General features: G+C 63.8%; 23 protein-coding genes and 1 other RNA gene. 4 read left to right on the plus strand and 20 right to left on the minus strand.

Annotation, left to right across the window (positions count from 1 at the left end):
* Positions 1–19 precede the first annotated feature (19 nt).
* The 17 genes from cysM to gyrA all read right to left on the minus strand — a co-directional run bounded on the left by cysM (position 20) and on the right by gyrA (position 19,108).
* A complete protein-coding gene (cysM, locus tag ACTHNZ_RS02815) occupies positions 20–922 on the minus strand; it encodes a cysteine synthase CysM (RefSeq protein WP_440540966.1) in 903 nt (300 codons plus the stop codon).
* 21 nt (positions 923–943) lie between these two features.
* Entirely contained in the window at positions 944–1,321 is a 378-nt protein-coding gene (locus ACTHNZ_RS02820) for a ComEA family DNA-binding protein (protein ID WP_440540967.1), read from the minus strand.
* A gap of 72 nt (positions 1,322–1,393) precedes the next feature.
* On the minus strand, positions 1,394–2,386 hold the full coding sequence (gene rfaD / locus ACTHNZ_RS02825) for an ADP-glyceromanno-heptose 6-epimerase (RefSeq protein WP_440540968.1): 993 nt from the start codon (positions 2,384–2,386) through the stop codon (positions 1,394–1,396).
* Positions 2,383–3,432: a D-glycero-beta-D-manno-heptose-7-phosphate kinase gene (gene rfaE1 / locus ACTHNZ_RS02830; protein ID WP_440540969.1), complete on the minus strand. Its 1,050-nt coding sequence runs from the start codon at positions 3,430–3,432 to the stop codon at positions 2,383–2,385. Before rfaE1 ends, rfaD begins: the two co-directional genes overlap by 4 nt.
* Positions 3,395–4,801 carry a UDP-glucose dehydrogenase family protein gene (locus tag ACTHNZ_RS02835; RefSeq protein WP_440540970.1) on the minus strand — a complete coding sequence of 469 codons (1,407 nt, stop codon included), beginning with the start codon at positions 4,799–4,801 and terminating at the stop codon, positions 3,395–3,397. Before ACTHNZ_RS02835 ends, rfaE1 begins: the two co-directional genes overlap by 38 nt.
* A 48-nt stretch (positions 4,802–4,849) precedes the next feature.
* Positions 4,850–6,028 (minus strand): lipopolysaccharide assembly protein LapB, encoded by a 1,179-nt coding sequence (gene lapB / locus ACTHNZ_RS02840; RefSeq protein WP_440540971.1) that lies wholly within the window; start codon positions 6,026–6,028, stop codon positions 4,850–4,852.
* A gap of 47 nt (positions 6,029–6,075) precedes the next feature.
* On the minus strand, positions 6,076–6,369 hold the full coding sequence (locus ACTHNZ_RS02845) for a lipopolysaccharide assembly protein LapA domain-containing protein (protein ID WP_440540972.1): 294 nt from the start codon (positions 6,367–6,369) through the stop codon (positions 6,076–6,078).
* A 364-nt stretch (positions 6,370–6,733) separates the two neighbouring features.
* Positions 6,734–7,057, minus strand: a complete 324-nt coding sequence (locus tag ACTHNZ_RS02850) for an integration host factor subunit beta (RefSeq protein WP_440540973.1) — start codon at positions 7,055–7,057, stop codon at positions 6,734–6,736.
* Positions 7,058–7,080: 23 nt separating this feature from the next.
* Complete coding sequence (gene rpsA / locus ACTHNZ_RS02855) at positions 7,081–8,793, minus strand: 30S ribosomal protein S1 (RefSeq protein ID WP_440540974.1); 1,713 nt, start codon at positions 8,791–8,793, stop codon at positions 7,081–7,083.
* A gap of 133 nt (positions 8,794–8,926) precedes the next feature.
* Positions 8,927–9,601 (minus strand): (d)CMP kinase, encoded by a 675-nt coding sequence (cmk, locus tag ACTHNZ_RS02860; protein ID WP_440540975.1) that lies wholly within the window; start codon positions 9,599–9,601, stop codon positions 8,927–8,929.
* Positions 9,602–9,701: 100 nt separating this feature from the next.
* The gene (aroA, locus tag ACTHNZ_RS02865; protein WP_440540976.1) at positions 9,702–11,003 is read right to left on the minus strand and encodes a 3-phosphoshikimate 1-carboxyvinyltransferase; all 1,302 of its coding nucleotides are present in this window, start codon (positions 11,001–11,003) and stop codon (positions 9,702–9,704) included.
* Positions 11,004–11,014: 11 nt separating this feature from the next.
* Entirely contained in the window at positions 11,015–12,130 is a 1,116-nt protein-coding gene (locus tag ACTHNZ_RS02870) for a prephenate dehydrogenase (protein ID WP_440540977.1), read from the minus strand.
* Complete coding sequence (hisC, locus tag ACTHNZ_RS02875) at positions 12,049–13,161, minus strand: histidinol-phosphate transaminase (RefSeq protein ID WP_440540978.1); 1,113 nt, start codon at positions 13,159–13,161, stop codon at positions 12,049–12,051. Before hisC ends, ACTHNZ_RS02870 begins: the two co-directional genes overlap by 82 nt.
* Positions 13,162–13,277: 116 nt before the next feature.
* Positions 13,278–14,360 carry a prephenate dehydratase gene (pheA, locus tag ACTHNZ_RS02880; protein ID WP_440540979.1) on the minus strand — a complete coding sequence of 361 codons (1,083 nt, stop codon included), beginning with the start codon at positions 14,358–14,360 and terminating at the stop codon, positions 13,278–13,280.
* A gap of 58 nt (positions 14,361–14,418) precedes the next feature.
* Positions 14,419–15,501: a 3-phosphoserine/phosphohydroxythreonine transaminase gene (gene serC / locus ACTHNZ_RS02885; protein WP_440541022.1), complete on the minus strand. Its 1,083-nt coding sequence runs from the start codon at positions 15,499–15,501 to the stop codon at positions 14,419–14,421.
* Between the two features lie 200 nt (positions 15,502–15,701).
* A complete protein-coding gene (locus ACTHNZ_RS02890) occupies positions 15,702–16,307 on the minus strand; it encodes a DUF2059 domain-containing protein (RefSeq protein ID WP_440540980.1) in 606 nt (201 codons plus the stop codon).
* A gap of 179 nt (positions 16,308–16,486) precedes the next feature.
* On the minus strand, positions 16,487–19,108 hold the full coding sequence (gene gyrA, locus ACTHNZ_RS02895; RefSeq protein WP_440540981.1) for a DNA gyrase subunit A: 2,622 nt from the start codon (positions 19,106–19,108) through the stop codon (positions 16,487–16,489).
* Positions 19,109–19,609: 501 nt separating this feature from the next.
* Here gyrA and ompA point away from each other — a divergent pair.
* From ompA to ssrA, 4 genes are all read left to right on the plus strand, one after another.
* Positions 19,610–20,266, plus strand: a complete 657-nt coding sequence (ompA, locus tag ACTHNZ_RS02900; RefSeq protein WP_440540982.1) for an outer membrane protein OmpA — start codon at positions 19,610–19,612, stop codon at positions 20,264–20,266.
* 154 nt (positions 20,267–20,420) lie between these two features.
* On the plus strand, positions 20,421–21,119 hold the full coding sequence (gene ubiG / locus ACTHNZ_RS02905; protein ID WP_440540983.1) for a bifunctional 2-polyprenyl-6-hydroxyphenol methylase/3-demethylubiquinol 3-O-methyltransferase UbiG: 699 nt from the start codon (positions 20,421–20,423) through the stop codon (positions 21,117–21,119).
* A 71-nt stretch (positions 21,120–21,190) separates the two neighbouring features.
* The gene (locus ACTHNZ_RS02910; protein ID WP_440540984.1) at positions 21,191–21,904 is read left to right on the plus strand and encodes an HAD-IA family hydrolase; all 714 of its coding nucleotides are present in this window, start codon (positions 21,191–21,193) and stop codon (positions 21,902–21,904) included.
* A gap of 133 nt (positions 21,905–22,037) precedes the next feature.
* Positions 22,038–22,394, plus strand: a transfer-messenger RNA (tmRNA) gene (ssrA, locus tag ACTHNZ_RS02915).
* Positions 22,395–22,816: 422 nt separating this feature from the next.
* Here the strand turns inward: ssrA and ACTHNZ_RS02920 are convergent.
* The 3 genes from ACTHNZ_RS02920 to ACTHNZ_RS02930 form a co-directional block, all read right to left on the minus strand.
* Positions 22,817–23,935, minus strand: a complete 1,119-nt coding sequence (locus ACTHNZ_RS02920) for a Fic family protein (RefSeq protein WP_440540985.1) — start codon at positions 23,933–23,935, stop codon at positions 22,817–22,819.
* Between the two features lie 78 nt (positions 23,936–24,013).
* Positions 24,014–24,280, minus strand: a complete 267-nt coding sequence (locus ACTHNZ_RS02925) for a hypothetical protein (RefSeq protein ID WP_440540986.1) — start codon at positions 24,278–24,280, stop codon at positions 24,014–24,016.
* A gap of 186 nt (positions 24,281–24,466) precedes the next feature.
* Positions 24,467–25,561, minus strand: coding sequence for a substrate-binding domain-containing protein (locus ACTHNZ_RS02930; RefSeq protein ID WP_440540987.1), 1,095 nt, complete (start codon positions 25,559–25,561; stop codon positions 24,467–24,469).
* Positions 25,562–25,682: the final 121 nt, after the last annotated feature.

Consider the following 25,682-nt stretch of genomic DNA (forward strand, 5'->3'; position numbering starts at 1 on the left):
TGGGCAGGGATCGCTTGCGTCAAGCGGGAAAGACGCCCGACGACAGATAACGATCGCCGCGGTCGCAGACGATGAATACGATGGTAGCGTTCTCGACTTGATGTGCGACGCGCAATGCAACCTCGCACGCGCCGCCCGATGAAATGCCGCAAAAGATCCCTTCGACGGAGGCCAACCGGCGAGCGGCCGCCTCGGCCGCGGCTTGCGAGACGTTCTCCGTGCGATCAACGCGCGTGCGATCGAAGATCTTCGGCAGGTAGGCCTCGGGCCACTTGCGGATGCCGGGAATGCGCGAACCATCTTCGGGCTGCGCGCCGATGATTTCGACGGCCGGGTTCTGCTCCTTCAGATACTGCGACGTTCCCATGATCGTGCCGGTCGTGCCCATCGACGAGACGAAATGCGTGATGCGCCCTTCCGTATCGCGCCAGATTTCCGGGCCGGTGCCTTCGTAATGTGCGACCGGGTTGTCCGGATTCGCGAATTGATCGAGGATGATGCCCCGGCCGTCGCGTTGCATTTGCTCGGCGAGATCGCGCGCGTATTCCATGCCGCCTTTCACGGGCGTAAGCACGATTTCGGCGCCGTAAGCGGCCATGCTTTGCCGCCGCTCGACGGTCAGATCCTCGGGCATGAGCAAGACCATCTTGTAGCCGCGGATGGCCGCCGCCATCGCTAGCGCAATGCCGGTATTGCCGCTCGTCGCTTCGATGAGCGTATCGCCCGGCTTGATGCGCCCGCGCGCCTCGGCCTTTTTGATCATCGACAAGGCCGGGCGGTCCTTCACCGAGCCCGCGGGGTTGTTGCCCTCCAGCTTGGCGAGCACGACGTTGTTCCGGCTGCGGATCTCGTCGTCGATCAAACGGACGAGTTGAACGAGCGGCGTGTTGCCGATCGTATCTTCAATGGTTTTGTAAGGCATGGGCGTGTGCGCGATGCGCCGTTATCTTGAGCAAGGAGAAGAATCCGCCCGATTGTAAAGCACCGGGCAATCGGCCGCTGTGTAGGGTCTTTCCGCGAATTGCGCGCCCCTCACGGCGCCGCCGACGATGAGCCCCTCGGCCCGTAGCCGCTCGACCGCCTGGCCCCCGAGGCCTTTGACGCGCCGGCCAAGATCGCCGGCATCCTTGAATGGGCCGCCCGCGCCACGCTCGTCGACGATCGCACGAGCCTTGGCCGGGCCGATGCCTTTGACCGCACGCAACGCAGCTTCGTCGGCCGTATTCACGTCGACGCCGAATTGCGCGGCCTGCGCCACGATAGCGGGACACGCGGCCGCCATTGCCGCCGCGAACAAAAGAAAGAAGAAGCGCTTGAGCATGTGGCCTCCGAAAAGAACCGGCCGGCGAGCGCCGACCGTGAGGCCTTCAGTGTAGGAACGACGCGCGGCTCGTTACAGTTGGCCGGACAGCCAACGCACGTATCGATCGACGCCCTCTTGCACCGTCAGGAACGGCGCGTCGTAGCCGGCCGCGCGCAGGCGCGCCGGGTCGGCTTGCGTGAAGCATTGATACTTGCCGCGCAGCGCGTCGGGAAACGGAACGTATTCGATGAGCCCACGCTGAACCATCTCCGCGAGCGAGAGGGCCGGCTGATTCTCCAAGGCACGCAGCGTGTTGACGACCGAGGTGGCGATATCGTTGAACGGTTGCGCGCGGCCGGTCCCCAAATTGAAAATGCCCGACTTTTCCGGATGATCGAAGAAGAACAGATTCACCTTCGCGACATCCTCGACCGAGACGAAATCGCGCGTTTGCTCGCCGGCCGCATAGCCGTTGTACTCGCCGAACAGCTTAACCTTGCCCTCGGCGCGAAACTGATTGAAGTTGTGGAATGCGACCGACGCCATGCGGCCTTTATGGGCCTCGCGGGGCCCATAAACGTTGAAATAACGAAAGCCCGCGATCTGGCTTTTTGCGCTCGGCAAAACGCGGCGAACGATCTGATCGAACAAGAACTTCGAATAGCCGTAGACGTTCAGCGGCGCCTCGACCTCGCGCTCTTCCACGAAACGGGTGGAGCCGCCGTAGATCGCCGCCGATGACGCATAAAGAAACTGCGCGCCTTGCGCCAGGCACGCGTCGAGCACGGCGCGGCTATAGCGGAAGTTGTTCTCCATCATGTAGCGGCCGTCCGTCTCCATCGTGTCCGAGCAGGCGCCCTCGTGAAACACGGCACGCACCTTGCCGAACTCGCCGCGAGCGAAGCGTTCGACGAACTCCGTCTTGTCGAGGTAATCGTCGATCTCGCAATCGACGAGGTTCTTGAACTTGTCGGCGCGCGTGAGGTTGTCGACGGCGATGATGCGCGTTTCGCCGCGCGCGTTCAGCGCTTTGACGATATTTGCGCCGATGAAGCCGGCGGCTCCGGTGACGATGAGAGTCATGGTCGTGATGAGGATGGTTCGATAAAAAGCTCGTCATAATCGACGGTGGCCGTGCCGAGCTTGCCGACGACGATGCCCGCGGCGCGATTGGCCGCCGCAACGGCATCCACGAGTGGCTGCTTCGCGGCGAGCATGACGGCCAATGTGGCGATGACCGTGTCGCCGGCGCCCGACACGTCGTAGACTTCGCGCGCGACCGCCGGCGCGTTCAGCGATTCGCCGTCGGCCGTGAATAGCGTCATGCCCTCTTCGGAACGCGTCAGCAGCAGCGCATCGATTTCGAGCGAGGCACGCAGCGCCTGGACGCGCGCGCGCAAGTCGTCTTCCGACTTCCACTGCCCCACCACCTCGCGCAGCTCCGCGCGGTTCGGCGTAATCAGCGTGGCGCCGCGATAGCGCTCCCAATCGTCGCCCTTCGGATCGACGAGCACGGGCTTGCCGGCCGCGCGCGCTTTGGCGATCATCTGCGTCACATGCGTGAGACCGCCCTTCGCATAATCGGACATCAGAATCACGTCGTGCGACGCGAGCAGCGAATCGAAGCGCGCCAACCCCGCCAGCAACGCTTCGTGCGCCGGCGTGTTTTCGAAATCGACGCGCAGCAGCTGCTGCTGACGCGAGAGCACGCGTAGCTTGATCGTCGTCGACAGCTCGGGATCGCGCTCCAGATGGGTCGCGACGCCGCTGTCCTTGAGCAGTTCGACGATGCGCTCGCCGGGCTCGTCGCGCCCGACGACGCACAGCAGCCCCGCGCTCGCGCCCAGCGCCGCCGCATTGCGCGCGACGTTCGCGGCGCCGCCGAGGCGATCCTCTTGCCGCTGGACGTGCACGACGGGCACGGGCGCTTCGGGCGAGATGCGATTGACGTCGCCGAACCAATAGCGATCGAGCATGACGTCGCCGACGATCAGCACGCGCGCCTGCCCGAGCCGCTCGCGCGGCACGTTCGCGACTTCGGCCGGGACTGCCACGGCAGCGCGCGCTTGCGACACCGGCTCCGTCACCTGGTCAGGCGCGCGCAGCGGTTGCGGTATCGAGTTGGACATAGGGACGTCCGATTGCATAGTAGTCGATGCCCAATTCGGCCATCGCCTGCGGTTCGTAGAGATTGCGCCCGTCGAAAATCAACGGCGCCTTCAGCACCGACTTCAAGTGGACGAAGTCGGGGCTCTTGAATTCCTTCCATTCGGTGACGATCACGAGCGCATCCGCGCCGGCAAGCGTCTCCTCTTGCGTCGCCACGAACGCCAGGCGCGCGAGCGCATCGGGCGCATCGGCTAGATCGAGCGCGAAGACGCGGCGCGCTTCCTCGATCGCCACCGGATCGTAAGCGCGCACGCGTGCGCCGCGCGCGAGCAGCGCGGCGATCAAGCGCCGGCTCGGCGCCTCGCGCATGTCGTCGGTATTCGGCTTGAACGCAAGCCCCCATACCGCGAAAGTGCGGCCGGTCAAGTCCTCGCCGAGGCGCGCCACGATCTTGTCGACGAGCACTTCCTTTTGGTCGTGATTGACCGCCTCGACCGCTTCGAGAATGCGCAGACGATGACCGTTCTCGCCGGCCGTGCGCACGAGCGCTTGGACGTCCTTCGGGAAGCACGAACCGCCGTAGCCGACACCCGCATACAGGAAGTGATAGCCGATGCGCGGATCGGAGCCGATGCCGCGGCGCACTTGCTCGATGTCGGCACCGACGCGGTCGGCCAGGTTCGACATTTCGTTCATGAATGAAATGCGCGTGGCGAGCATCGCATTGGCCGCGTACTTCGTGAACTCGGCCGAGCGCACGTCCATGTAAAGCGTGCGTTCGTGATTGCGATTGAACGGCGCGTACAGGCGCTTCATCTTCTCGCGTGCGACGAGGCCCGCTTCGTCGTCGTCGATGCCGATCACGATGCGGTCGGGCCGCATGAAATCGTCGACGGCCGCGCCTTCCTTCAAGAACTCGGGATTCGAAACGACCGAAAACCGATGAACTGCGCTTGCGCCGAGCCCGCGACCGTCGAGCTCGGCGGCGATGACGGCACGCACGCGCTCGGCGGTGCCGACCGGTACCGTCGATTTGTCGACGACGACCTTGAAGCCATTCGAATAGCGCCCGATGTTGCGCGCGGCTTCGAGCACGTATTGCAGATCGGCCGAGCCGTCCTCGTCGGGCGGCGTGCCGACGGCGATGAATTGCACGTCGCCGTGCTCGACGCTCGCCTTCACGTCGGTCGAGAACGTGATGCGGCCATGCGCGCGCGTGCGTGCGATGATCTCCTGCAGACCGGGCTCGTGAATCGGCACGCCGCCGCTGTTCAATATATCGATCTTGCGCGGATCGACGTCGAGACAGAAAACGTCATTGCCGATTTCGGCCAGACAAGCGCCTGTCACGAGACCGACGTAGCCGGTGCCGATGATGGTGATTTTCATACGCGTTCCACAGTTTTGTGCCGGCAGCAAAAACACCGGCGCTCAGCATCAGGCCTGCCCCGCCGCAATCGGCTCGACGCGGCGCGGCGCATACGTTTCCCAGCCGCTACAGCCCGGGCACTGCCAATAGAACAGCCGCGCCCGGAAACCGCAATTTTGGCATGTGTAACGTGGCAAATTTTTGGTGCGCTGCTTGATCAGCGTGCGCATGAGGTCGAGTTCGGCCCGGCGGGGCTCCTCGGCCGCCTCGATCTGCGCGTCGAGCAGGCGCGTCATGCCGGCCAAGTTGGGCGCCGCTTGCATCTGCTTGCGAGCCAACGCGTGCGCCGCTTCGGCGCCGCACAGCTGCGCGACGTGCGGATAGGCGACGTCGAGCAGATCGTTCGAGCCGTAATGCTCGACGTAGCCCGCCAGCAGCGCGGCCCCCTCTTGGGGGCGCGATAGCGCGGCATACGCCTTCATCAGCTTTTCGGCGACGAGCGGCAGGTACGACGGATTCTGCGATTCCACGCGGCGCCATGCTTCGATGGCCGCCGTCTGATCGCCTCTTGCCGCGGCGACGTCGCCCGCGAGGATCGTCGCTCGGACATTGCTCGGATTGGCGCTCAGGGCAAGCTCGAGCTGAGCGGCCGCTTCCGCGGCGTCCTTGCGGTGCAGCGCTTCTTGCGCGAGCTCGCAGTGAAATTGGGCGATCTCTTTCGAGAGCGGCTCGCCGCCCATCGTCTCGAGGCGCCCGGCCGCGTCGATTGCCTTGCCCCACTCTTTCTCGATCTCGTAGATCGTCAGCAGCGCGCGCTGGGCGTCGCGCGCGTACTCGCCCGCGTCGAGCCTGCCGAGCGCCTCCTCGGCGCGGTCGAGCAGCCCGGCTTTCAGAAAGTCCTGACCGAGCTCGAACAGTGCGTGGTCACGCTCGCTCGCGGGAAGATCCGCTCGGCTCAGCAGGTTTTGATGGATGCGGATGGCGCGGTCGGTCTCGCCGCGCCGGCGAAACAAGTTGCCGAGCGCAAAGTGCAGCTCGACCGTTTCCGGGTCGAGTTTGACGACTTCGATGAACGCATCGATCGCTTGGTCGGGCTGTTCGTTCAGCAGAAAGTTCAAGCCGCGAAAGTACGAGCGCGGCAGGTTCGCACTCTCGGACAGCAGCGCTTTGAGGTCGTAGCGCGAAGCCATCCATCCGAGCGCGAACGCGACGGGAACGACGAGCAGCCACCAAAAATCGAGATCCATGCGAAGGTCGGAAAAGCGAGGATGTAAATGCGAGCGACGACACGCGCTCAGATGACGGGCGGCATCGGCGGCTCGACGGTGACCGGGGGCGTCTCTTCACGCGCGGCACGCAGCTCGCGCTTCAAACGCCCGCTCTCGAGCTTGAGCCTCACCACGGCCGGCAGCGCGCTCAGCAGTCCCGCGAGCAAGCCCACCGCAAAAAAAGCCAAGCCGATCAGGATGAGCGGCGCCTGCCAGACATATCCAGCGAAGTGCAGCGCCGCGTTGTCCTGGTTGGCCAATGCAAGCACGAGCAGTACGACGAACACGAGCACGCGCAACACCCAGACGATAAATTTCATAGAGGGTCTCTCGACGACGGCTACGGCCGGTAGGGTCGGTTTACGTGGGGTCGGTCGGCCGTGGCAATGCGCGGGCGTTGCCGCGAGAAAGCCGATCGCGAACCCACGGCGCCCCTGAACCAAAGTGCCCGTATTGTAATGGAAAGGATGCGGAACCGGCCGTGGCGCGGAGCTCCCCGGTTCGGAACGTGCCCGCCGTTCGAGCGAAGCGTCCGCAGATACGCAAGCCGATATGAAAAAAGCGCCCGAAGGCGCTTTTTTCCCAATCTTTTTGCCGGTCTTCACTGTCGGCGTGGACGACGCAAGGGGCACCGACTTTCCCGTGCCCCGCGCATCGCCCCGAAAAGCGAGGCATACCGCGAGTTCAGAGATCGTCGTCGGTCCGGTCAACCGTCAAAGGCTCACCGGCCCGGCCGTCCACCCGCTCGCGCAATTCCTTGCCGGGTTTGAAGTGAGGCACGTGCTTTTCGGGCACGAGCACCTTCTCCCCCGATTTCGGATTACGCCCGACGCGGGACGGGCGGCGATTCAGACCGAAGCTGCCGAAGCCGCGAATTTCGATACGATGCCCTCTGGCCAACGCCTCGGACATCGCATCGAGCATCGTCTTGACCGCGAAATCCGCGTCCTTGAGAACAAGTTGCGGAAATCGCGCTGCCAACTGGGCGACCAATTCCGATTTGGTCATACTGCGGCAGACCTCTCAAAGGCTTACTGATTCTGGCCGTCGAGCTTGGCCTTGAGCAGCGCGCCAAGGTTCGTCGTACCCGAAGCCGCGGAGCTCGTGTCAGCCGCCAGGCCGCGCATCGCCTCTTGCTGCTCGGCCGAATCCTTCGCCTTGATCGACAGGTTGATGCCACGCGACTTGCGATCGATGTTGATGATCATCGCGTTGACCTTGTCGCCTTCCTTCAGCACGTTGCGGGCGTCTTCCACGCGGTCTTGCGCGATTTCCGAAGCACGCAGGTAGCCTTCGACGTCGGCCGAGAGGGCAACGACCGCACCCTTGGCGTCCACCGACTTCACCGTGCCGTCGACGATCGAACCCTTATCGTTCAGCGCAACGAAGTTGCTGAACGGATCGCCTTCGAGCTGCTTGATGCCGAGCGAAATGCGTTCCTTCTCGACGTCGATACCGAGCACGACCGCTTCCACTTCGTCGCCCTTCTTGTACTTGCGAACGGCTTCTTCGCCGGCTTCGCTCCACGACAGATCCGACAGATGGACCAGACCGTCGATGCCGCCGGGCAGACCGATGAACACGCCGAAGTCGGTGATGGACTTGATGGCGCCCGTGATCTTGTCGCCCTTCTTGAAGTTGCGGCTGAAGTCATCCCACGGATTCGGCTTGCACTGCTTCATGCCGAGGCTGATACGACGACGGTCTTCGTCGATCTCGAGCACCATGACTTCGACTTCGTCGCCAAGTTGAACGACCTTCGACGGAGCGACGTTCTTGTTCGTCCAGTCCATTTCCGAAACGTGCACCAAGCCTTCGATGCCCGATTCGACTTCGACGAACGCGCCGTAGTCGGTAATGTTCGTGACCTTGCCGAACAGGCGCGTGCCCGACGGATAGCGGCGCGAGATGCCTTCCCACGGATCGTCGCCCAGTTGCTTGATGCCGAGCGAGACGCGGTTCTTCTCTTGGTCGAACTTGAGGATCTTGGCCGTGACTTCTTGGCCGACCGACAGCACTTCGCTCGGGTGACGCACGCGGCGCCACGCGATGTCGGTGATGTGCAGCAGGCCGTCGATGCCGCCGAGGTCGACGAACGCACCGTAATCGGTGATGTTCTTGACCACGCCGTTCACGATCGCGCCTTCCTTCAGCGTCTCGAGCAGCTTCGCGCGCTCTTCGCCTTGCGTCGCCTCGATGACGGCGCGGCGCGACAGCACGACGTTGTTACGCTTGCGGTCGAGCTTGATGACGCGGAATTCGAGCGTCTTGCCTTCGTACGGCGTCGTGTCCTTGACGGGACGCGTATCGACGAGCGAGCCGGGCAGGAACGCGCGGATGCCGTTGACCATGACCGTCATGCCGCCCTTGACCTTGCCCGTGATCGTGCCGGTCACGAGCTCGTTGTTGTCGAGCGCCTTTTCCAGCGACAGCCACGAAGCGAGGCGCTTCGCCTTGTCGCGCGACAGGATCGTATCGCCATAGCCGTTTTCGAGCGCGTCGATCGCGACCGAAACGAAGTCGCCCGCCTGCACTTCTACCTCGCCCGCGTCGTTCAGGAATTCTTCGAGCGGAATGTAGGCTTCGGACTTGAGACCCGCGTTGACGACCACGAAGTTGTGGTCGACACGCACGACTTCGGCGGAGATCACTTCGCCGGCGCGCATGTCTTGCTTGGTCAGCGACTCTTCGAAGAGGGCCGCGAAAGATTCGGTATTCGGGTTGGAGGTTTGCAGGTCGGACATAAAAATGCGTCATTGCATGGCTTCGCGCTGTCAGTGCCGGTCACCACGACCGGGCATGCTGCAAGATCGATCGAACGCCATACGGGGTTGAGGGTGAATACCACGCTTGGGGCCGCCAAAGGCTCCCAAGCACCTACCGCTCCCTATACCACTTCACCACTTCGTCGACCGCTTGGTCGACCGAAAGGCTCGAGGTATCGAGCAGCATTGCGTCTGCCGCGGGCTTCAGCGGTGCGACGGCGCGATTGCTGTCGCGTTCGTCGCGCTCGCGCAAATCCCGGAGCAAGTCATCCATATTAGCAGAAAACCCTTTTTGGATCAATTGCTTATACCGCCGGGCCGCGCGGGCCTCCACGCTGGCCGTCAGAAACACCTTCAAGACGGCATCGGGGAAGATCACCGTGCCCATGTCGCGACCGTCGGCGACGAGGCCCGGCTCCTTGCGGAAGGCCCGCTGGCGCGCCACGAGTGCCGCGCGCACGCTCTGATGGACGGCGATCGCCGAGGCCCGGTTGCCGATTTCCTCGGCGCGGATCTCGCTCGAGACATCGACGCCGTCGAGCTGCGCGCACCCTTCCCGAAACGTGATGTGCAAGTCGTTCACGAGGACGGCCAGTGCTTCGGCATCGCTCGCCGCGATGCCGTAACGCACACTGGCGAGCGCCGCGAGCCGATACAGCGCGCCGCTGTCGAGCAAGTGAAAGCCCAGTTGAGCGGCCACGAGCGCCGCGACGGTCCCTTTGCCGGACGCAGTCGGGCCGTCGATGGCGATGACGGGAGTCTGGTGAAACGGGCGAGTCGGTTTCATGTCGGTACGCGCCGAGCCGCCCCGCGCGTGCCGCTCGCCCCTGCGGGGCACGGCGAACGCAGCGAGCGGGCGGACGCTGAATCAAAAAATAGGGGGCAGATCAACTGACGAGCGCCTTGAAACGGTCGAAATAGTCGGGGAACGTCTTGCCGACGCACTTCGGATCGTTGATCCGCACCGGGACGCCGCCGAGCGAAACGAGCGAGAAGCACATCGCCATGCGGTGATCGTCGTAGGTGTCGATCGCGGCGTTCGGTGTCAGCCGGGCCGGCGGCGTCACGACGAGAAAATCCTCGCCCTCCTCGATCGTCGCGCCGACCTTGCGCAGTTCCGTCGCCATCGCCGCGATCCGGTCGGTCTCCTTCACGCGCCAGCTCGCGATGTTGCGCAAGGTCGTCGTGCCGCGCGCGAACAGAGCGCAGACCGCAATGGTCATCGCCGCATCGGGAATCAAATTGAAATCCATGTCGACCGCTTCGAGTTGGCCGTGGTCGTGGCCCACGCCACGCACCTCGATCCAATCCTCGGCCATGGTGACGTTCGCTCCCATCGCGGTCAGTGCGTCCGCGAACGCGACGTCGCCTTGAATGCTGCCCCGCCCGACGCCGATCACGCGCACCGGTCCTCCCGCGAGCGCACCCGCCGCGAGGAAATACGACGCCGACGACGCATCGCCTTCTACCATGATCGCACCCGGCGACTGATAACGCACGCCCGCCGGTACGGTGAAGCGCTGCCAGCCTTCACGCGCGACCGTCACGCCGAAGCGCTCCATCAACTTCATCGTGATTTCGATGTACGGCTTCGAGATCAGCTCGCCCTCGACTTCGACGACGATCTCCCCGCTCGGCGTGCGCACGAGCGGCAGCGTCATCAAGAGCGCCGTCAAAAACTGGCTCGAGACGTCGCCGCGCACGCGGATCGGGTCTTCGACCGCGATCGTCCCGGGGCGAATGCGCAGCGGCGGATAGCCCTCGTTCGCCTCGTAGTCGATGCGGGCACCGATTTGGCGCAAGCCGTCGACGAGATCGCCGATCGGCCGCTCGTGCATGCGCGGCACGCCGTGCACGCGGTAGTCGCCGCCGTTCACGGCCAGCGCGGCCGTCAGCGGACGGATCGCCGTGCCCGCGTTGCCCAGGAAAAGATCGGCCGTCTTCGCGGTGAATGCGCCGCGCGTGCCTTGCACGACACAAACGTCGCCTTCGCGCGTGAATTTCACGCCGAGCTTCTCGAGCGCGTCGAGCATGACGCGCGTGTCGTCGGAGTCGAGCAGATTCGAGATCGTCGTCTCACCTTCGGCGAGAGCGGCCAGCAACAGCACGCGGTTCGAAATGCTCTTCGAGCCGGGCAGGCGAATCGTGCCTTGCGCCCGGGTGTGAGGACCGAGATCGAGGTAGTCCATGAGATGTCCTTTTATTTCGGGGCGAGTTCGCCGTCCGGTGCCGACACGTCCGCGCTCTTGCCGGAACGTGCGGCTGCGCCGCGTTCCTGCCATCGGCTGCGGGCCTCGCGCGAACGTGCGAATGCGGCTTCGAGCGTCGCGCCGTCGCCGGCGAGCACCGCCGTGCGCAACTCGGCGAGCACCGCCAAGTAGCCGTCGAGTTCTTCGACGAGCGCATCCCGGTTGGCCAAGCAGACATCGCGCCACATTTCGGGGCTCGATGCCGCGATTCGCGTGAAATCGCGGAACCCGCCGGCCGCGAACGAAAACTTCAGCGCCGCGTCGGGCGCGCTCAAAATGCGCTCCACGAGCGCGAACGACAGCAAATGCGGCAAGTGGCTGACCGAAGCGAAGACGCGGTCGTGCTGCTCGTGGCTCATCGTGCCGACGAGCGCGCCGGTAACGCGCCACAGCGCATCGATGCGGGCGACGTCGGCCGGCCGATTCTCGGGCAGCGGGCACAGCACGACGTTGCGGCCGGCGTAAAGATCCGGCAACGCGGCTTCGACGCCGCTCGCCTCGCGCCCCGCGATCGGATGGCCAGGCACGAATTGCGCGGCGCGCGCGCCCAGCGCCGCGCGGGCTGCTGCGACGACATCCGACTTCGTGCTGCCGGCGTCCGTCACGATCGTGCGCTCGTCGAGGAACGGCAAGATGCGCTCGAGCAAGGGCCGCGTCTGCGCGACGGGCGCCGCGAGCAGCACGAGATCGGCGCCCGCGAGCGCCGCGGCGAGCGCGCGGTCGTCCTCGAGCGAGACAACGTCATCGACGACGCCAAGCTCACGCGCACGTTCGGCCGACGCACGCGTGCGGCCAACGCCGATGACGCGTCCGCCGGGCGCGACGCCGGCTCGCTCGCGCAGCGCGCGTGCGAGCGAGCCGCCGATGAGGCCCACGCCGAAGATCACGAGTTTGTCGAAACTAAACGGTGTCACAGGGTGCTCGCAAGCAAAAGGAAGCGAGGAAGCGCGCGCCGCCCGGCGCGCGCGACGTGAGCGAGCGCGACTTACGCCTGCGCCAGCGACTGCTCGAGTGCGGCCAGGAACGCCTCGTTCTCCTCGGGTAGCCCGATCGTCACGCGCAGCCATTGCGGCAGCCCGTAATTGCCGACAGGGCGCACGATGACACCCTGCTTGAGCAGCGCGAGATTCACGCGTGCGCCGGCACCATCGTCATTGCCGACCCGCACGAGCACGAAATTGCCGAACGACGGCACATACTCGAGGCCGAGCTTATCGAACGCCTCGGTCAGGCGCCGATAGCCCGTTGCATTGAGTTCGGCCGTCCGCGCGAGAAACGCCGTGTCGTCGAGCGCGGCGATTGCGGCGGCTTGCGCCATCGAGTTGACGTTGAAGGGCTGGCGCAGCCGGTTCAGCAGATCGGTCAGATCGGGCTGCGCGATCGCGAAGCCGACACGCAGCCCAGCAAGGCCGAATGCCTTCGAGAACGTGCGCGAGACGACGAGGTTCGGATAACGGCGCACCCAAGAAATGGAATCGTAGCGGTGCTCGGTCGCCAGATATTCCGTATAGGCCTCGTCCAGCACCACTGCGACGCCCCGGGGCACCTTCTCGAGAAACGCCTCGAGCGCCTCCCCCTCGATGAACGTGCCCGTGGGATTGTTCGGGTTGGCGATGAAAACGAGGCGCGTATCCGCTTCGATGGCCGCCAGCATCGCGTCGAGATCATGGCCGTACTTCACGGCCGGCACGACGATCGCGCGTGCGCCGAGCCCTTGCGTGGCCAACGCGTACACCGCGAACGAATACTGCGAGTAGACGACCGACTGCCCCTTTTCGACGAACGCATGTGCCGCGAGTTCGAGAATGTCGTTGCTGCCGTTTCCAAGCGTGATCCACTCGGCCGGCACGCCGTAGCGCGCCGCAAGCGCGGCCTTCAGCTCGAACGCGTTCGCGTCGGGATAACGGCCGAGCTCGGCGGCGGCGCGCGCCATGGCCGCCTTGGCCGATTCGGGCATGCCGAGCGGATTTTCGTTCGAGGCCAGCTTCACGATGCGCGCTTCGTCGAGCCCAAACTCGCGCGCGACTTCCGAGATCGGCTTGCCGGCCACGTAGGGCGCGATTTGACGCACGTAGGAGGGGCCGTATTGCGTTGTCATGAGTGTCTCCAAAGCGGACAGTGCGGATTCATTGGACTAATCGACGCGTGCCGTCGTCAATCGAGCATCGGCCGTGTCGAACGGTTCGCGCGCAGGCTGACATGGGCGCGATTCACCTAGCGAGCGCGCGGATATGAGCCGAGAATCTTGAGGAACGCGGCCTTCTTTTCGAGCTCGGCAAGCGCATCGGCGACGGACGAATCCTCGCGATGGCCTTCCACGTCGATATAGAAGTAGTACTCCCAAGTGCCGACGCGCGCGGGGCGCGACTCGAAGCGCGTCATCGACACGCCGTGCCGCGCGAGCGGTTCGAGCAGCTTGAACACGGCACCCGGCTCGTTCTTCACCGAAACGATCAGCGACGTTTGATCGTGCCCGCTGCGGCCCGCGGGCGCGTGGCCGATCATCACGAAGCGCGTGCGGTTGTGCGGATCGTCCTGAATCACGGGATGCGCGATCTGCAGGCCGTAAAACGACGCGGCGCGGTCGCTCGCGATCGCCGCCACGCCCGTATCGAGCGACGCCAGGCGCGCGGCCTCCGCATTGCTCGACACCGGCTGCCGCTCGACGTGCGGCATATGCGTCGCGAGCCAGCGCTGGCACTGCGCCAGCGCTTGCGGATGGGCGCATACACGCGTCACGTCCGTCAGCGCACCGCTTTGCGTGAGCAGGTTGTGACGGATCGGCAACGCCAGTTCGCCGCCGATCAGGAGCTGAGACTGCAACAGCAGATCGAGCGTGCGCGAAACCGCGCCTTCGCTGGAGTTTTCGACCGGCACGACGCCGAATTCGGCCCCGCCCGATTCGACGGAGCGGAACACTTCGTCGATCGACAGACACGGCAGCCCTTCGATCGAATGACCGAAGTATTCGTACATCGCCTCTTCGCTATAGGTGCCTGCCGGGCCGAGATAGGCCGCCCTCACCGGTTGCTCGAGCGAGCGGCTGGCCGCCATGATCTCGCGCCAAATGGCGCTGATGTGATCGCCCTCGAGCGGCCCTTGGCTCAGGGCCTGCAAGCGCGAGATGACCTGCTGCTCGCGCTCGGGGCGGAACACCGGTGCGTTGTAGAGCTTCTTGACCTCGCCCACTTCGAGCGCGATCGCTGCGCGCTGGTTGAGCAGCGCGATCAGCTGCGCGTCGATCGCATCGATCCGATCGCGCAGCGGCTTCAGCTTTGAATTGAGTTCGTCGTCCATGCGTAAAACGGCCGTGTCGAAAACGGCGGCGCCGACGGGCGCACGCCCTGCTCCGCGCTTACGCGCGAGTCCGTTCGAATTCCTTCATGTACTCGACGAGCGCGTTCACGCCTTCGAGCGGCACCGCGTTGTAAATCGACGCCCGCATGCCGCCGACGGACTTGTGGCCCTTGAGCTGCATCAGCCCGCGCTCTTTCGCGCCGGCTAGGAAATCTTCGTTGCGCGACTCGTCCGCGAGGAAGAACGGTACGTTCATTCGCGAACGCGAATCGCGCTCCACTTTATTGACATAGAAGCTGCTCGCATCGATCGTGTCGTAAAGCAGCTTCGACTTTTCGAGGTTGCGCGCCTCGATCTCCTCCAACCCGCCCTGCCGCTTCAGCCATTTGAAAACGAGACCGGCGACGTAGATCGCGTAGGTAGGCGGCGTGTTGTACATCGAATTGTTTTCGGCGACGATGCGCCATTCGAAGGCCGAGGGGCAAATCGGCAGTGCGCGGTCGAGCAAATCCTCGCGCACGACGACGATCGTGAGGCCCGCCATGCCGATGTTCTTCTGCGCGCCGCCGAACATCACGCCGTACTTGGCGACGTCGAGCGGGCGCGACAGCACATGGGAGGAGACGTCGGCCACGAGGGGGACATTGCCGAGGTCGGGAATATCGAACGTCTCGACGCCGTGTATCGTCTCGTTCGTGCAAAGATGCACATAAGCCGGGTTGTCCGACAATTGCCATTCGCTGCGCTTCGGCGCCCGCGTGAAGCCGTTTGCCGTTTCGCCGCTGGCCGCGAGATGCGGCTTGCAGTACTTGCCGGCCTCTTTGAACGACTTCTGCGACCAAGATCCCGTGACGACGAAATCGGCGACGTCGCGGTTGCCGAGCATGTTCATCGGAACGATCGCGTTTTCGCCGAGCCCGCCGCCTTGCAGGAACAGAACGCGATGGCTCGCCGGCACTTGCAGCAAATCGCGCAGATCGGTAAGCGCCTCTTCGTGGATCGACATGAATTCGCGCCCGCGATGGCTCATTTCCATCACGCTCATGCCGCTGCCGTGCCAATCGAGCATTTCATCGGCCGCTTGACGCAATACCTCTTCGGGCAGCGCAGCAGGCCCGGCCGAGAAATTGAAGACGCGCATCGTGGGAATCCTCGAATAGGGATGAACGGACAGGCGGGCGCGAACGGCGGCGTTCGATTCGGCACCGGCGCCCACACCGAACTCCATCGGAAATAGATAATGGCCGTTCGCGCATTTCGCGCAAACGGCCATTATCGCACCGCCGGTTGAAAGCCGCTCGGAAAGGTTCGCCCGATGCGGCTCGATCGCGGCCGGTTGGCTTACTTCCCGGGCTTGACCGCGGCAACTTCCTTGTCGGCCTGCGCGCGCGTAGCCTGGATGGATTGCGGCATGTACTTCTGCATCAGGCTGCCGACGACGTCACGGCCAACCTGATCCTGCACTTGGATGAACTTGCGGCCCGTCGGGCTCTTGTAGAACTTCGTCAGATCCTTGATTTCATCCGTCGAGTAGTACTTCGCATAGGCGTCGTACTGCGCTTGCATCGCATCTTGGCGGAACGAATCGGACGCAAACACTTGGCCCGCCGAATCCACGAGCTTCGGCACCGCGTTCTTTTGCAGCGTCGGCACGGCCGCTTGCTTCTGCTTGTCGTTCAGCGTCTTGTTCTCCGACAACGCTTCCGACAGGATTTCCGGCACGTATTGCTTTGCCTGCATCTGAGCGCTGTTGCCGATCGCACCGACGAGCTTTTGCGCGTCGATCGCATCGAGCAGTTCCTTGATCGCAGCTTGTTTGGCGGGATCGACGGGCGCGGCAGCAGATGTCGCCGCCGTGGCCGGCGCTTGACTCTGGAGCGCCTGGGCCATTGCGAAAGTCGGCACGAAAGCAGCCAGCAGCATCCATTGCTTGAAACGTCGTTGCATTATCACTCCCTCTAAAAAATAAATTCCGTTAGCGCGCGCAGTTTTCTGGCCGGCTCGTTGCGCCACCCCTGAGCCAGAGGAGGCGTGCGTACCGGCGAACGCGGCAACCCGCGCGCTTCATTGTCTTTCGTCGAACCGAGGCAAGCGGCATGGCCCGAATCGGGCCGGCCGCCTCACGCTCACTGCGGCTCGCCGTTCTCCGTTTCGTCGTCGGCGAGCACACCGTCGCCGTCGACGTCGGGATCGGCTTCCGCGATCTGCTGCAGACCGGAAAGCTTCGTGCCCTCGTCAAGGCTGATGAGTGTAACACCCTGCGTCGCCCGGCCCATCTCACGAATCTCGGAAACACGCGTGCGAATCAGCACACCCGTGTTCGTGATCAGCATGATCTGGTCTTCCGGATCGACGAGCGTGGCCGCCACCACCTTGCCGTTACGCTCGGACGTCTGGATCGCGATCATACCCTTGGTGCCGCGCCCGTGGCGCGTGTATTCCGTGATCGGCGTGCGTTTGCCGTAGCCGTTCTCGGTGGCCGTCAGCACCGATTGCGTCTCGCTGCCGGCCACGAGCATGGCGATGACCTGCTGCGTTTCCTCGAGCTGCATGCCGCGCACGCCGCGCGCCTCGCGGCCCATCGGACGCACGTCGTTCTCGTCGAAACGCACGGCCTTGCCGGCATCGGAGAACAGCATGACGTCGTGCTGGCCATCAGTGATCGCAGCGCCGATGAGGTAATCGCCTTCGTCGAGACCGACCGCGATGATACCTTTGCGCAATGGTCTGCTGAAAGCCTCGAGCGGCGTCTTCTTGACGGTGCCGAGCGCCGTCGCCATGAACACGAACTTGTCGGCCGAGAATTCCTTGACCGGCAGCACGACATTGATCTTTTCGCCTTCCTGCAGCGGGAACATGTTGACGATCGGCCGGCCGCGCGAATTGCGCGAGCCTTGCGGCACTTCGTACACCTTGACCCAATAGACGCGGCCGCGATTCGAGAAGCACAGGATGTGATCGTGCGTGTTCGCGATGAACAGCGTATCGATCCAGTCGTCTTCCTTCATCTGCGTTGCCTGCTTGCCGCGGCCACCGCGTTTTTGCGCGCGGTATTCGGAGAGCGGCTGCGACTTGACGTAGCCCGCATGCGACATCGTCACGACCATGTCCTGCGGCGTGATCAGATCCTCGGTGTTCAGCTCCGTGGCGTTCAGCTCGATCTTCGAGCGCCGCGCGTCGCCGAATTCGGCCTTCACGGCCGTCAGTTCGTCGCCGATGATGGCCGTGATGCGCTCGGGCCGCGCGAGAATGTCCAGCAAGTCGGCGATTTGAGCCATGACTTCGCGGTACTCGCCGATGATCTTGTCTTGCTCGAGGCCCGTCAGGCGCTGCAAGCGCATCTGCAGGATTTCCTGCGCCTGCGTGTCCGACAGCTTGTACAAACCGTCGCCTTGCATGCCGAAGGCCGGGTTCAACCCCTCAGGACGATAGGCCTCGCGGCCGCCGGCCGACGCATTGTCGGTTTCGGCGCGGGCCAGCATGTCGCGCACGAGCGACGAATCCCACGCGCGCGCCATTAGGTCCTGCTTGGCGATCGGCGGCGTCGGCGCGGCCTTGATGATCGCGATGAAGTCGTCGATGTTCGCGAGCGCGACGGCAAGCCCTTCGAGCACGTGACCGCGTTCGCGCGCCTTGCGCAGTTCGTATACGGTGCGCCGCGTCAGCACCTCGCGCCGGTGCGACAGGAACGCATCGAGCATCTCCCGCAGGTTCAGGAGCTTGGGCTGCCCGTCGACGAGCGCGACCATGTTCATGCCGAACGTGTCTTGCAGCTGCGTCGCCTTGTAGAGGTTGTTCAGCACGACCTCGGGCACTTCGCCGCGCTTGAGCTCGATCACGACGCGCATCCCGCTCTTGTCCGATTCGTCGCGGATGTCGGAGATGCCCTCGAGCTTCTTTTCGTTGACGAGTTCGGCGATCCGCTCGAGCAGCGAGCGCTTGTTCACCTGATACGGCAGCTCGTCGACGATGATCGCCATGCGCTGCCCGCGGTCGATTTCCTCGAAGTGCGTCGCGGCGCGCATGACGACGCGGCCGCGTCCCGTGCGATAGCCTTCGCGCACGCCGGCCACGCCATAAATGATCCCGGCGGTCGGGAAATCGGGCGCGGGAATGATCTCGATCAGCTCGTCGACGCTCGCCTGCGGGTTTTTCAACAGGTGATGGCAGGCATCGACCACTTCGTTCAGATTGTGCGGCGGAATGTTCGTGGCCATCCCGACGGCGATCCCGGACGACCCGTTGATCAGCAGGTTCGGAATGCGAGCCGGCAGAATCTGCGGCTCGCTTTCGCTGCCGTCGTAGTTCGGCCCGAAATCGACGGTTTCCTTGTCGATGTCGGCCAGCAGCTCGTGGCCGATCTTGGCCATGCGGATTTCGGTGTATCGCATGGCGGCGGCATTGTCGCCGTCCACCGAGCCGAAGTTGCCCTGGCCATCCACGAGCATGTAGCGCAGCGAGAAATTCTGCGCCATCCGCACGATCGTGTCGTACACCGCCGTGTCGCCATGGGGGTGATATTTACCGATGACGTCGCCGACGATACGCGCCGACTTCTTATAGGCACGGTTCCAGTCGTTGTTGAGCTCGTGCATCGCATAGAGGACGCGCCGGTGCACGGGCTTGAGGCCATCTCGGACATCAGGAAGTGCGCGCCCGACGATGACGCTCATCGCGTACTCGATGTACGAGCGGCGCATTTCCTCCTCGAGGGAGATCGGTAGAGTCTCTTTGGCGAATTGATCCATTATCCGTATCTGTGTCGGACGCGAGCGGCACGAAAACGCAGCCGCCGCCCACTCCCCAGGGGCCCGGCAGGAGGCGCCGGGCATCACGCGATTCTAACATGGCCGCCACCGGCGCCCGCGGCCCGCGGCACGTACTCCCCCACGCACCGGCGCGGCAGCGCCCCAGACGCCGCCGATTCTTTCGATCGCTGTTACCGATTGTTTCACATCCGGTGGCACGCCCCGTGCGACCGCCGATCGCCCGCAAAGCCCCGCCCCGCCTTCGTGTTGCTGACGCACCACAATCGAAACCGGCTGCCCAAGACGGCTGGATTTTTTTTTCGTAAGAAGGGAACGATATGGCAAAATGCCAACGCACTTGGTTAGACGCTGCTCGAAGTGTCCACAGGGTCGCGCGTTTTTTGTGCCGCACCAATGTTATACTTCGAGCAATGTATGACTGGTCTTCGTCATCCAAGCTCGCAGTAAACCTGCGGTAATCTCAATTTCGAGAGGAGAAATATGAATAAATTTTCAAAGCTCGCGTTCATTGCAGCTACCGCAGTTGTGGCTGCATCCGCATCGGCACAGTCGGTGCCCGCGTCGCGACAAGCTACGAATGACAACTGGGTGAACGGCACGGGCGAATACGTGTGGATGAACGGCACGAACGAGCTTTGCTGGCGCGATGCCTTCTGGACGCCGGCTACGGCCAACGCCAAGTGCGATGGCGCGCTCGTCGCGCAAGCTCCGACGCCGCCGGCACCGGTCGCTCCGGCTGCTCCGGCCATCACGAGCCAAAAGGTCACGTACCAAGCCGATTCGCTGTTCGACTTCGACAAGGCTGTCCTGAAGCCGGCTGGCAAGCAATCGCTGGACGAGCTGGCCTCGAAGATCGAAGGCATGAACACGGAAGTCGTCGTTGCAACGGGTTACACGGACAAGATCGGCTCGGACAAGTACAACGACCGTCTGTCGCTGCGCCGTGCGCAAGCCGTGAAGGCTTACCTGGTCAGCAAGGGCGTGCCGGCCAACAAGATCTACACGGAAGGCAAGGGCAAGCGCAACCCGGTCAAGACGGATTGCGCCCAGAAGAACCGCAAGGCGCTCATCGCCTGCCTGGCACCGAACCGTCGCGTGGAAGTCGAAGTCGTCGGTACGCAAAAAGCAGCTCAGTAAGCTACCCGCTTTCGGCATCACGAAAAACCCCGCTTCGGCGGGGTTTTTTTCTGCCGGCGGCGGACGCGCGGTCGTCGCCAAGGGCCGGTTTTGCCGCAGCGCGCAACCCTCGATATACTCAGCCTAATCTCGCCTCCCCACCTCTCGCAACGTTATGACGAACGCCGATCCCCATGAACTACGGAAATTTAGCGACCTTGCACATCGCTGGTGGGATCCGAACGCCGAATTCAAACCGCTACATGAACTGAACCCGATCCGGCTCGGCTGGATCGATGCCCATGCCCACCTGCCGGGCAAGCGCGTGCTCGACATCGGGTGCGGCGGGGGCATCTTGTCCGAGTCGATGGCGGGCCTGGGCGCCCAAGTCAAAGGGATCGATCTGTCGGAGCAGGCGCTCGGCGTGGCCGATCTGCACAGCCTCGAAAGCGGGATCACCGTCGAATACGAAGAAATCGCCGCGGAAGCACTCGCGGCACGCGAGCCCGGCAGCTATGAGGTCGTCACCTGCATGGAAATGCTCGAGCACGTACCGGATCCAGCGGCGATCGTCAAAGCGTGCGCCGCGCTCGTCAAGCCCGGCGGCTGGGTGTTCTTCTCGACGCTGAACCGCAACGTGAAGTCCTACCTACTGGCAGTCATCGGCGCCGAGTACATCGCGCAGATGCTTCCCAAAGGCACACACGACTACGCGCGGTTCATTCGTCCGTCCGAGCTCGCGGGTTTTGCGCGCGCCGCGGGTTTGTGCGAAGTCGAAGTAAAAGGCATTACGTACCGGCCGCTCGGCAAGCACTTCGCGTTGTCCGACGATACGAGCGTCAACTATCTGCTCGCCTGCCGCCGCGACGAGTAAGCCGCCCACACGCGGCAACGTTGCGGCACTTTCCGTCTAGAGCCTCTTTCGCCAACCCGTCTTTCCGCTTCATGAGCCAACCGACTTCGCAGCGCGCGCCGCACGACGGCGCGCCGCAGATCGCGCAATGCCGCGCTGCTCTTTTCGACCTCGACGGCACGCTCGCCGATACGGCACCCGACCTCGTCGCTGCCGTCAACAAGATGCGCCGCGACCGCGGCCTCGAACTCGCTCCCGTCGAGCGTTTGCGCCCCTTGGCGTCGGCAGGTGCGCGCGGGCTGATCGGCGGCGCCTTCGGCATCGGTCCCGAGCATCGCGACTACGCACCGATGCGTGAAGAGTTCTTGGCCAATTACGAAGCGGACCTATGCGTCGAAACGACGTTATTTCCGGGAATCGCCCAATTGCTCGACGAACTCGATGCCCGCGGCGTTCGTTGGGGTATCGTCACGAATAAGGTCGGGCGGCTCACGATGCCGCTCGTCGAGCAGCTCGGGCTCGCCGCGCGTGCCGGCTGCGTGGTGAGCGGCGACACGACGCCGCACTCGAAGCCACACCCTGCTCCGCTACTCCACGCCGCCGAAACGCTGGCGCTCTCGCCGGCAAAAATCGTCTACGTCGGCGACGATTTACGAGATATCCAAGCAGGTTTCGCGGCCGGCATGGCCACCGTCGCGGCTGCGTATGGGTACTGCGGCACGGACCTGCCGCCCGCCATGTGGCATGCGCAGCATATCGTCGACTCGACGGAGCAGCTTGCCCAGCTGCTCGGGGCGCTCAGCTGAGGGCGATCAGCAGTGACGCCCCGCGAATGCCCGGCGAGCCCGCGGGGCGGCTGCGGCACCGCCGAGCGCCCTCTTGAAACGGCGGCGAAGCGCACCATGTTGTGTTCTGTGGGATAATCCCGCTTTACGCACAGGGGCCGACCTGGTTTCGACGTGGGTAACGAAGCAGTGCAGGGCATACCGAGGACCCGTCACCTCGTAAATCAATGGGACTTAAGTAACCGCAAACGATAACACGTTCGCTGTAGCGGCTTAACCCCGCTCACCTCGCACTGGCTCGCTGATGGGCTAGGGTCGCAAGACTAGCGAGGTCATTTACATCAGCTAATCCTCGGTGGTGTCACGATGCCGGGGCCGAAAACCTAGTGACTCGCCGTAACGAAGCGTGTTCGTCCGCGTCGGTGCGGTTAAATCAAATGGCTGAACTAAGTATGTAGAACTGGCTGTGGACTATTTGCGGACGCGGGTTCGATTCCCGCCGGCTCCACCAAATTCTGTTCCAAGGATGTTCCTAGGAAGTCTCGAAACCCGCGACAGCTCAAGGCTTCGCGGGTTTTTTCTTTGCGGGGCCATTCGACGGACTCCGTTGACATCCCGTTGAGCGTTGTGACCCGGTCACTCCGGCGAGGCCTTGCTTGTGGTCGTATCTGTTGACGCTCGCGCCTGCCCAACTGACCGACGACGACATCGCGGACGCGGTGAAGACGGAAAAACTGCTAGAGATACGATCATGGGTAAAGCACCATTCAAGAGCGATGCGTTCGAAGCCATTCATAGTGCTGTCTCAGACCTTCACGACGCGGGAGTCGTCGGCAAACGCACGATGCGAGAGTTCGATGAGCGGTGCATCGCCGAGACGCCCGATTTCGATGCGAAAGCAGTCGCAAGCACGGCGCGCAACCCAGTGCCGGCCTAGGCATCGGCCAATTCATAGCCCGTGCTGCGCCCGCCTGCATCGGATTTTCTCAACACGCCTCGCGCCAGCAAGTCGTTGATGTCACGCAACGCCGTGTCGGGGGAACACTTGGCAATCGCAGCCCACTTGCTCGAGGTGAGCTTGCCGTCGAAGCCGTCCAAGAGACGATTGAGCAGCTTCGTTTGGCGCTCATTCAGCGACGCGCCGCCCCAACGCTGCCAGAAGCGAGCCTTGACCCACACGGCATCGAGCGTGCGATGCGCCTGCTCGACCGCGCGGTGAAGCGTGGCGAGAAACCAAACCAGCCAGTCGGTCACGTCGAGCGTCCCTTTTTGAGTCCGCTCCAAGATGGCGTAATACGCATTGCGTTCCCGCTGAATTTGCGCCGATAGGCTGTAAAAACGCTGCGGGCTGCCGTCCGCGCGTGCCAATAACAGATCGCCGATCGCTCTCGCGATGCGCCCATTACCGTCGTCGAACGGGTGCAACGTAACGAACCACAAGTGGCCAATGCCCGCCTTGATCAGCGCGGGCTCTTCCGACGGCGCCTCGAGCCAGCCGATCAGTTGCCGCGTGTCACGCTCCAGCCGCTCGGCGGAAGGCGCTTCGAAATGGACGCGCTGCCGGCCGACGGGGCCGGAAACAACTTGCATCGGACCGTGCGAATCGTCGCGCCAAGCACCGACGCCAATTTTGGAGAGTCCGGAATAGCCAGTAGGGAATAACGCAGCATGCCAGCCGAACAATCGCTCTCGGGTCACCGGCGCGTTGCAATTGGCGGTCGCATCCAGCACCATGTCGACCACGCCTTCCACATGGCGATCCACCGGTGCCAACGCACCGATGTCCACGCCAAGCCGGCGCGCGATCGACGAGCGCACCGATCCGACGTCCAACCGGTCGCCTTCGATTTCGCTCGTCTTGACGACGTCGTCCGTCAGCGCAGCCAGACTGGCCTGGTCCCGCAACGACATGCCCGCGTCCAAGAGACGGCCCAGCAGTAGCCCTTGGGCTCGGCTAACGTCGGCCAGCGGCCGCGCTAACGCGCCGAGGTCGTAGCGCCAACGCGGCCAGTCGGTCGACTGCCAAATGCAAGTGTAATCTCCGCAATTCATGCGGAGATTATCAGCGCTAATCTCCGCAAAACGCAACTGGCCCGTATCGCTAGGCGGTGTGCGTTAGTTAAATGAACATCATTCCGCGTCGTCCGGGCATTGCAGATTGCAGCCGTTCGGATCACCGAGATCGCCCTTCTTGCGCATCTTCGACGTGCGGTGCTGATACTTTTTGGAAGGCGCCGATGCGGCGAATTCCATCTGCGGATGCTCCTGCAGCCGGAATTGGTCCTGCAAGATCCCCCCCGGCAGGCCGGGCGTATTCTGCGCGAAGGCGAGCGATGCCGTCATCGACAGCAGGCCGACCGCTGCCACGCCGGCGCAAAGATTCAAGAGCGATTTCATAGCGATTGCCGCGCCAGCCGGCGCGATCCGAATCAGTCGAACAAGAGAAGCGTAAGCGTAGCGCAGAACCCCCGAGCCTTGCAGCAAACACTGTTACGACCGTAATCGGGATCGAGACGGCGCACGCCGTCGCGCACCGTCCCTTCGCCGCGCCGCTACGCCACCGTGCCGCCTCGCCATCCCACGTTATCCGCCGCCCCCCGGCACTGCCGCACCGCGCAGGCCTGCCGTCACGTCGACGATCTCGCCGCAGTGCGTCGGATCGTAGCCCTCGAGCGCCGCCACGCCGTCGCGAAAATCGGCGCTGCGCAGCACGGCCAGCGCCGATGCGAGCGGCTGCGCCGGAAGTCGCGCGCGCTCGCAAGCGAAGTAGTAATCCTCGTCGACGACGGGCACGAAATCGAGCCCAAAATGGTGGGCGGCCGGGGCCACCCCGAAACCGGCGTCGGCCATGCCACTGGCGACGAACGCCGCAATCGCCGTGTGCGTCAGTTCCGTCGATGCATAACCATTGATGCGCTCAGGATCGATCCCGATGCTGTTCAACGCGAGATCAAGCAGCAGCCGCGTGCCGGAGCCCGGCTGTCGATTCACGAAACGCACGTCGGGCCGAGCGAGATCGTCCAAGCCCCGTATGCCCTTCGGATTTCCCTTCGGAAGAATGAGCCCCTGCTTGCGCGCCGTCAGATAGACGAGTACGTGGCGCCGCGGGTCCAACCAGCGCCGATAGATGTCGGCGCACAGTTCGCGAAACGAGCCGCGCGGCAAGTGGAAGCCCGCGAAGTCGCACTCGCCGCGCGCGAGCGCCGTGACGGCTTCCGCGCTTTCCCGATATTTGATCTCCACGGCGCCGGCCGCTTGCGTCCCGAGCCGCGCCACGAGAGCGGCCACCGCGTATCCGTGCGACGCATGGATGCGTGTCGTCCCGCCCGCGCCAAGCTGCCGGTTCAATTCCGCGGCAACCTCGCCCGCCATCTGCTTGAGCGGGCCATCGAGCCGCTCGGAGCACGCTCGCTGCGCCTGCACCACCGCCCGGCCCAGCGGCGACAGCGCCGACCCCTTGCCGCGCTCCTTCGAAATCAACTCGCCGCCCAGCCGCGCTTCGAGCGCCCGCAGCAGTCCCCACGCATGCCGGTACGAAAGCTGACGCTCTCCAGCCGCCTGCGCGATGCTGCCCGTCTCGTCGACGAGCGCGAGCAGCGGGACGATGTCCGTCAAGCTCGCTTCCCGGCCCGCACTGTCGCGCACGACCAATTGCGTGACGCATTTGATCTCAATCATTTATGAATTCCAATTTCCTATTGCACAACGCATTACCCGGGCCTATCGTTCGGAAACAACGGCTAAAGCCGAGCATATATGCACGTCATATGACGAGCAAGTGCATATAGTAGAGTCTAGA

Origin of the sequence: Trinickia sp. (assembly GCF_051953955.1) — a bacterium.
Classification (GTDB): Bacteria; Pseudomonadota; Gammaproteobacteria; order Burkholderiales; family Burkholderiaceae; genus Trinickia.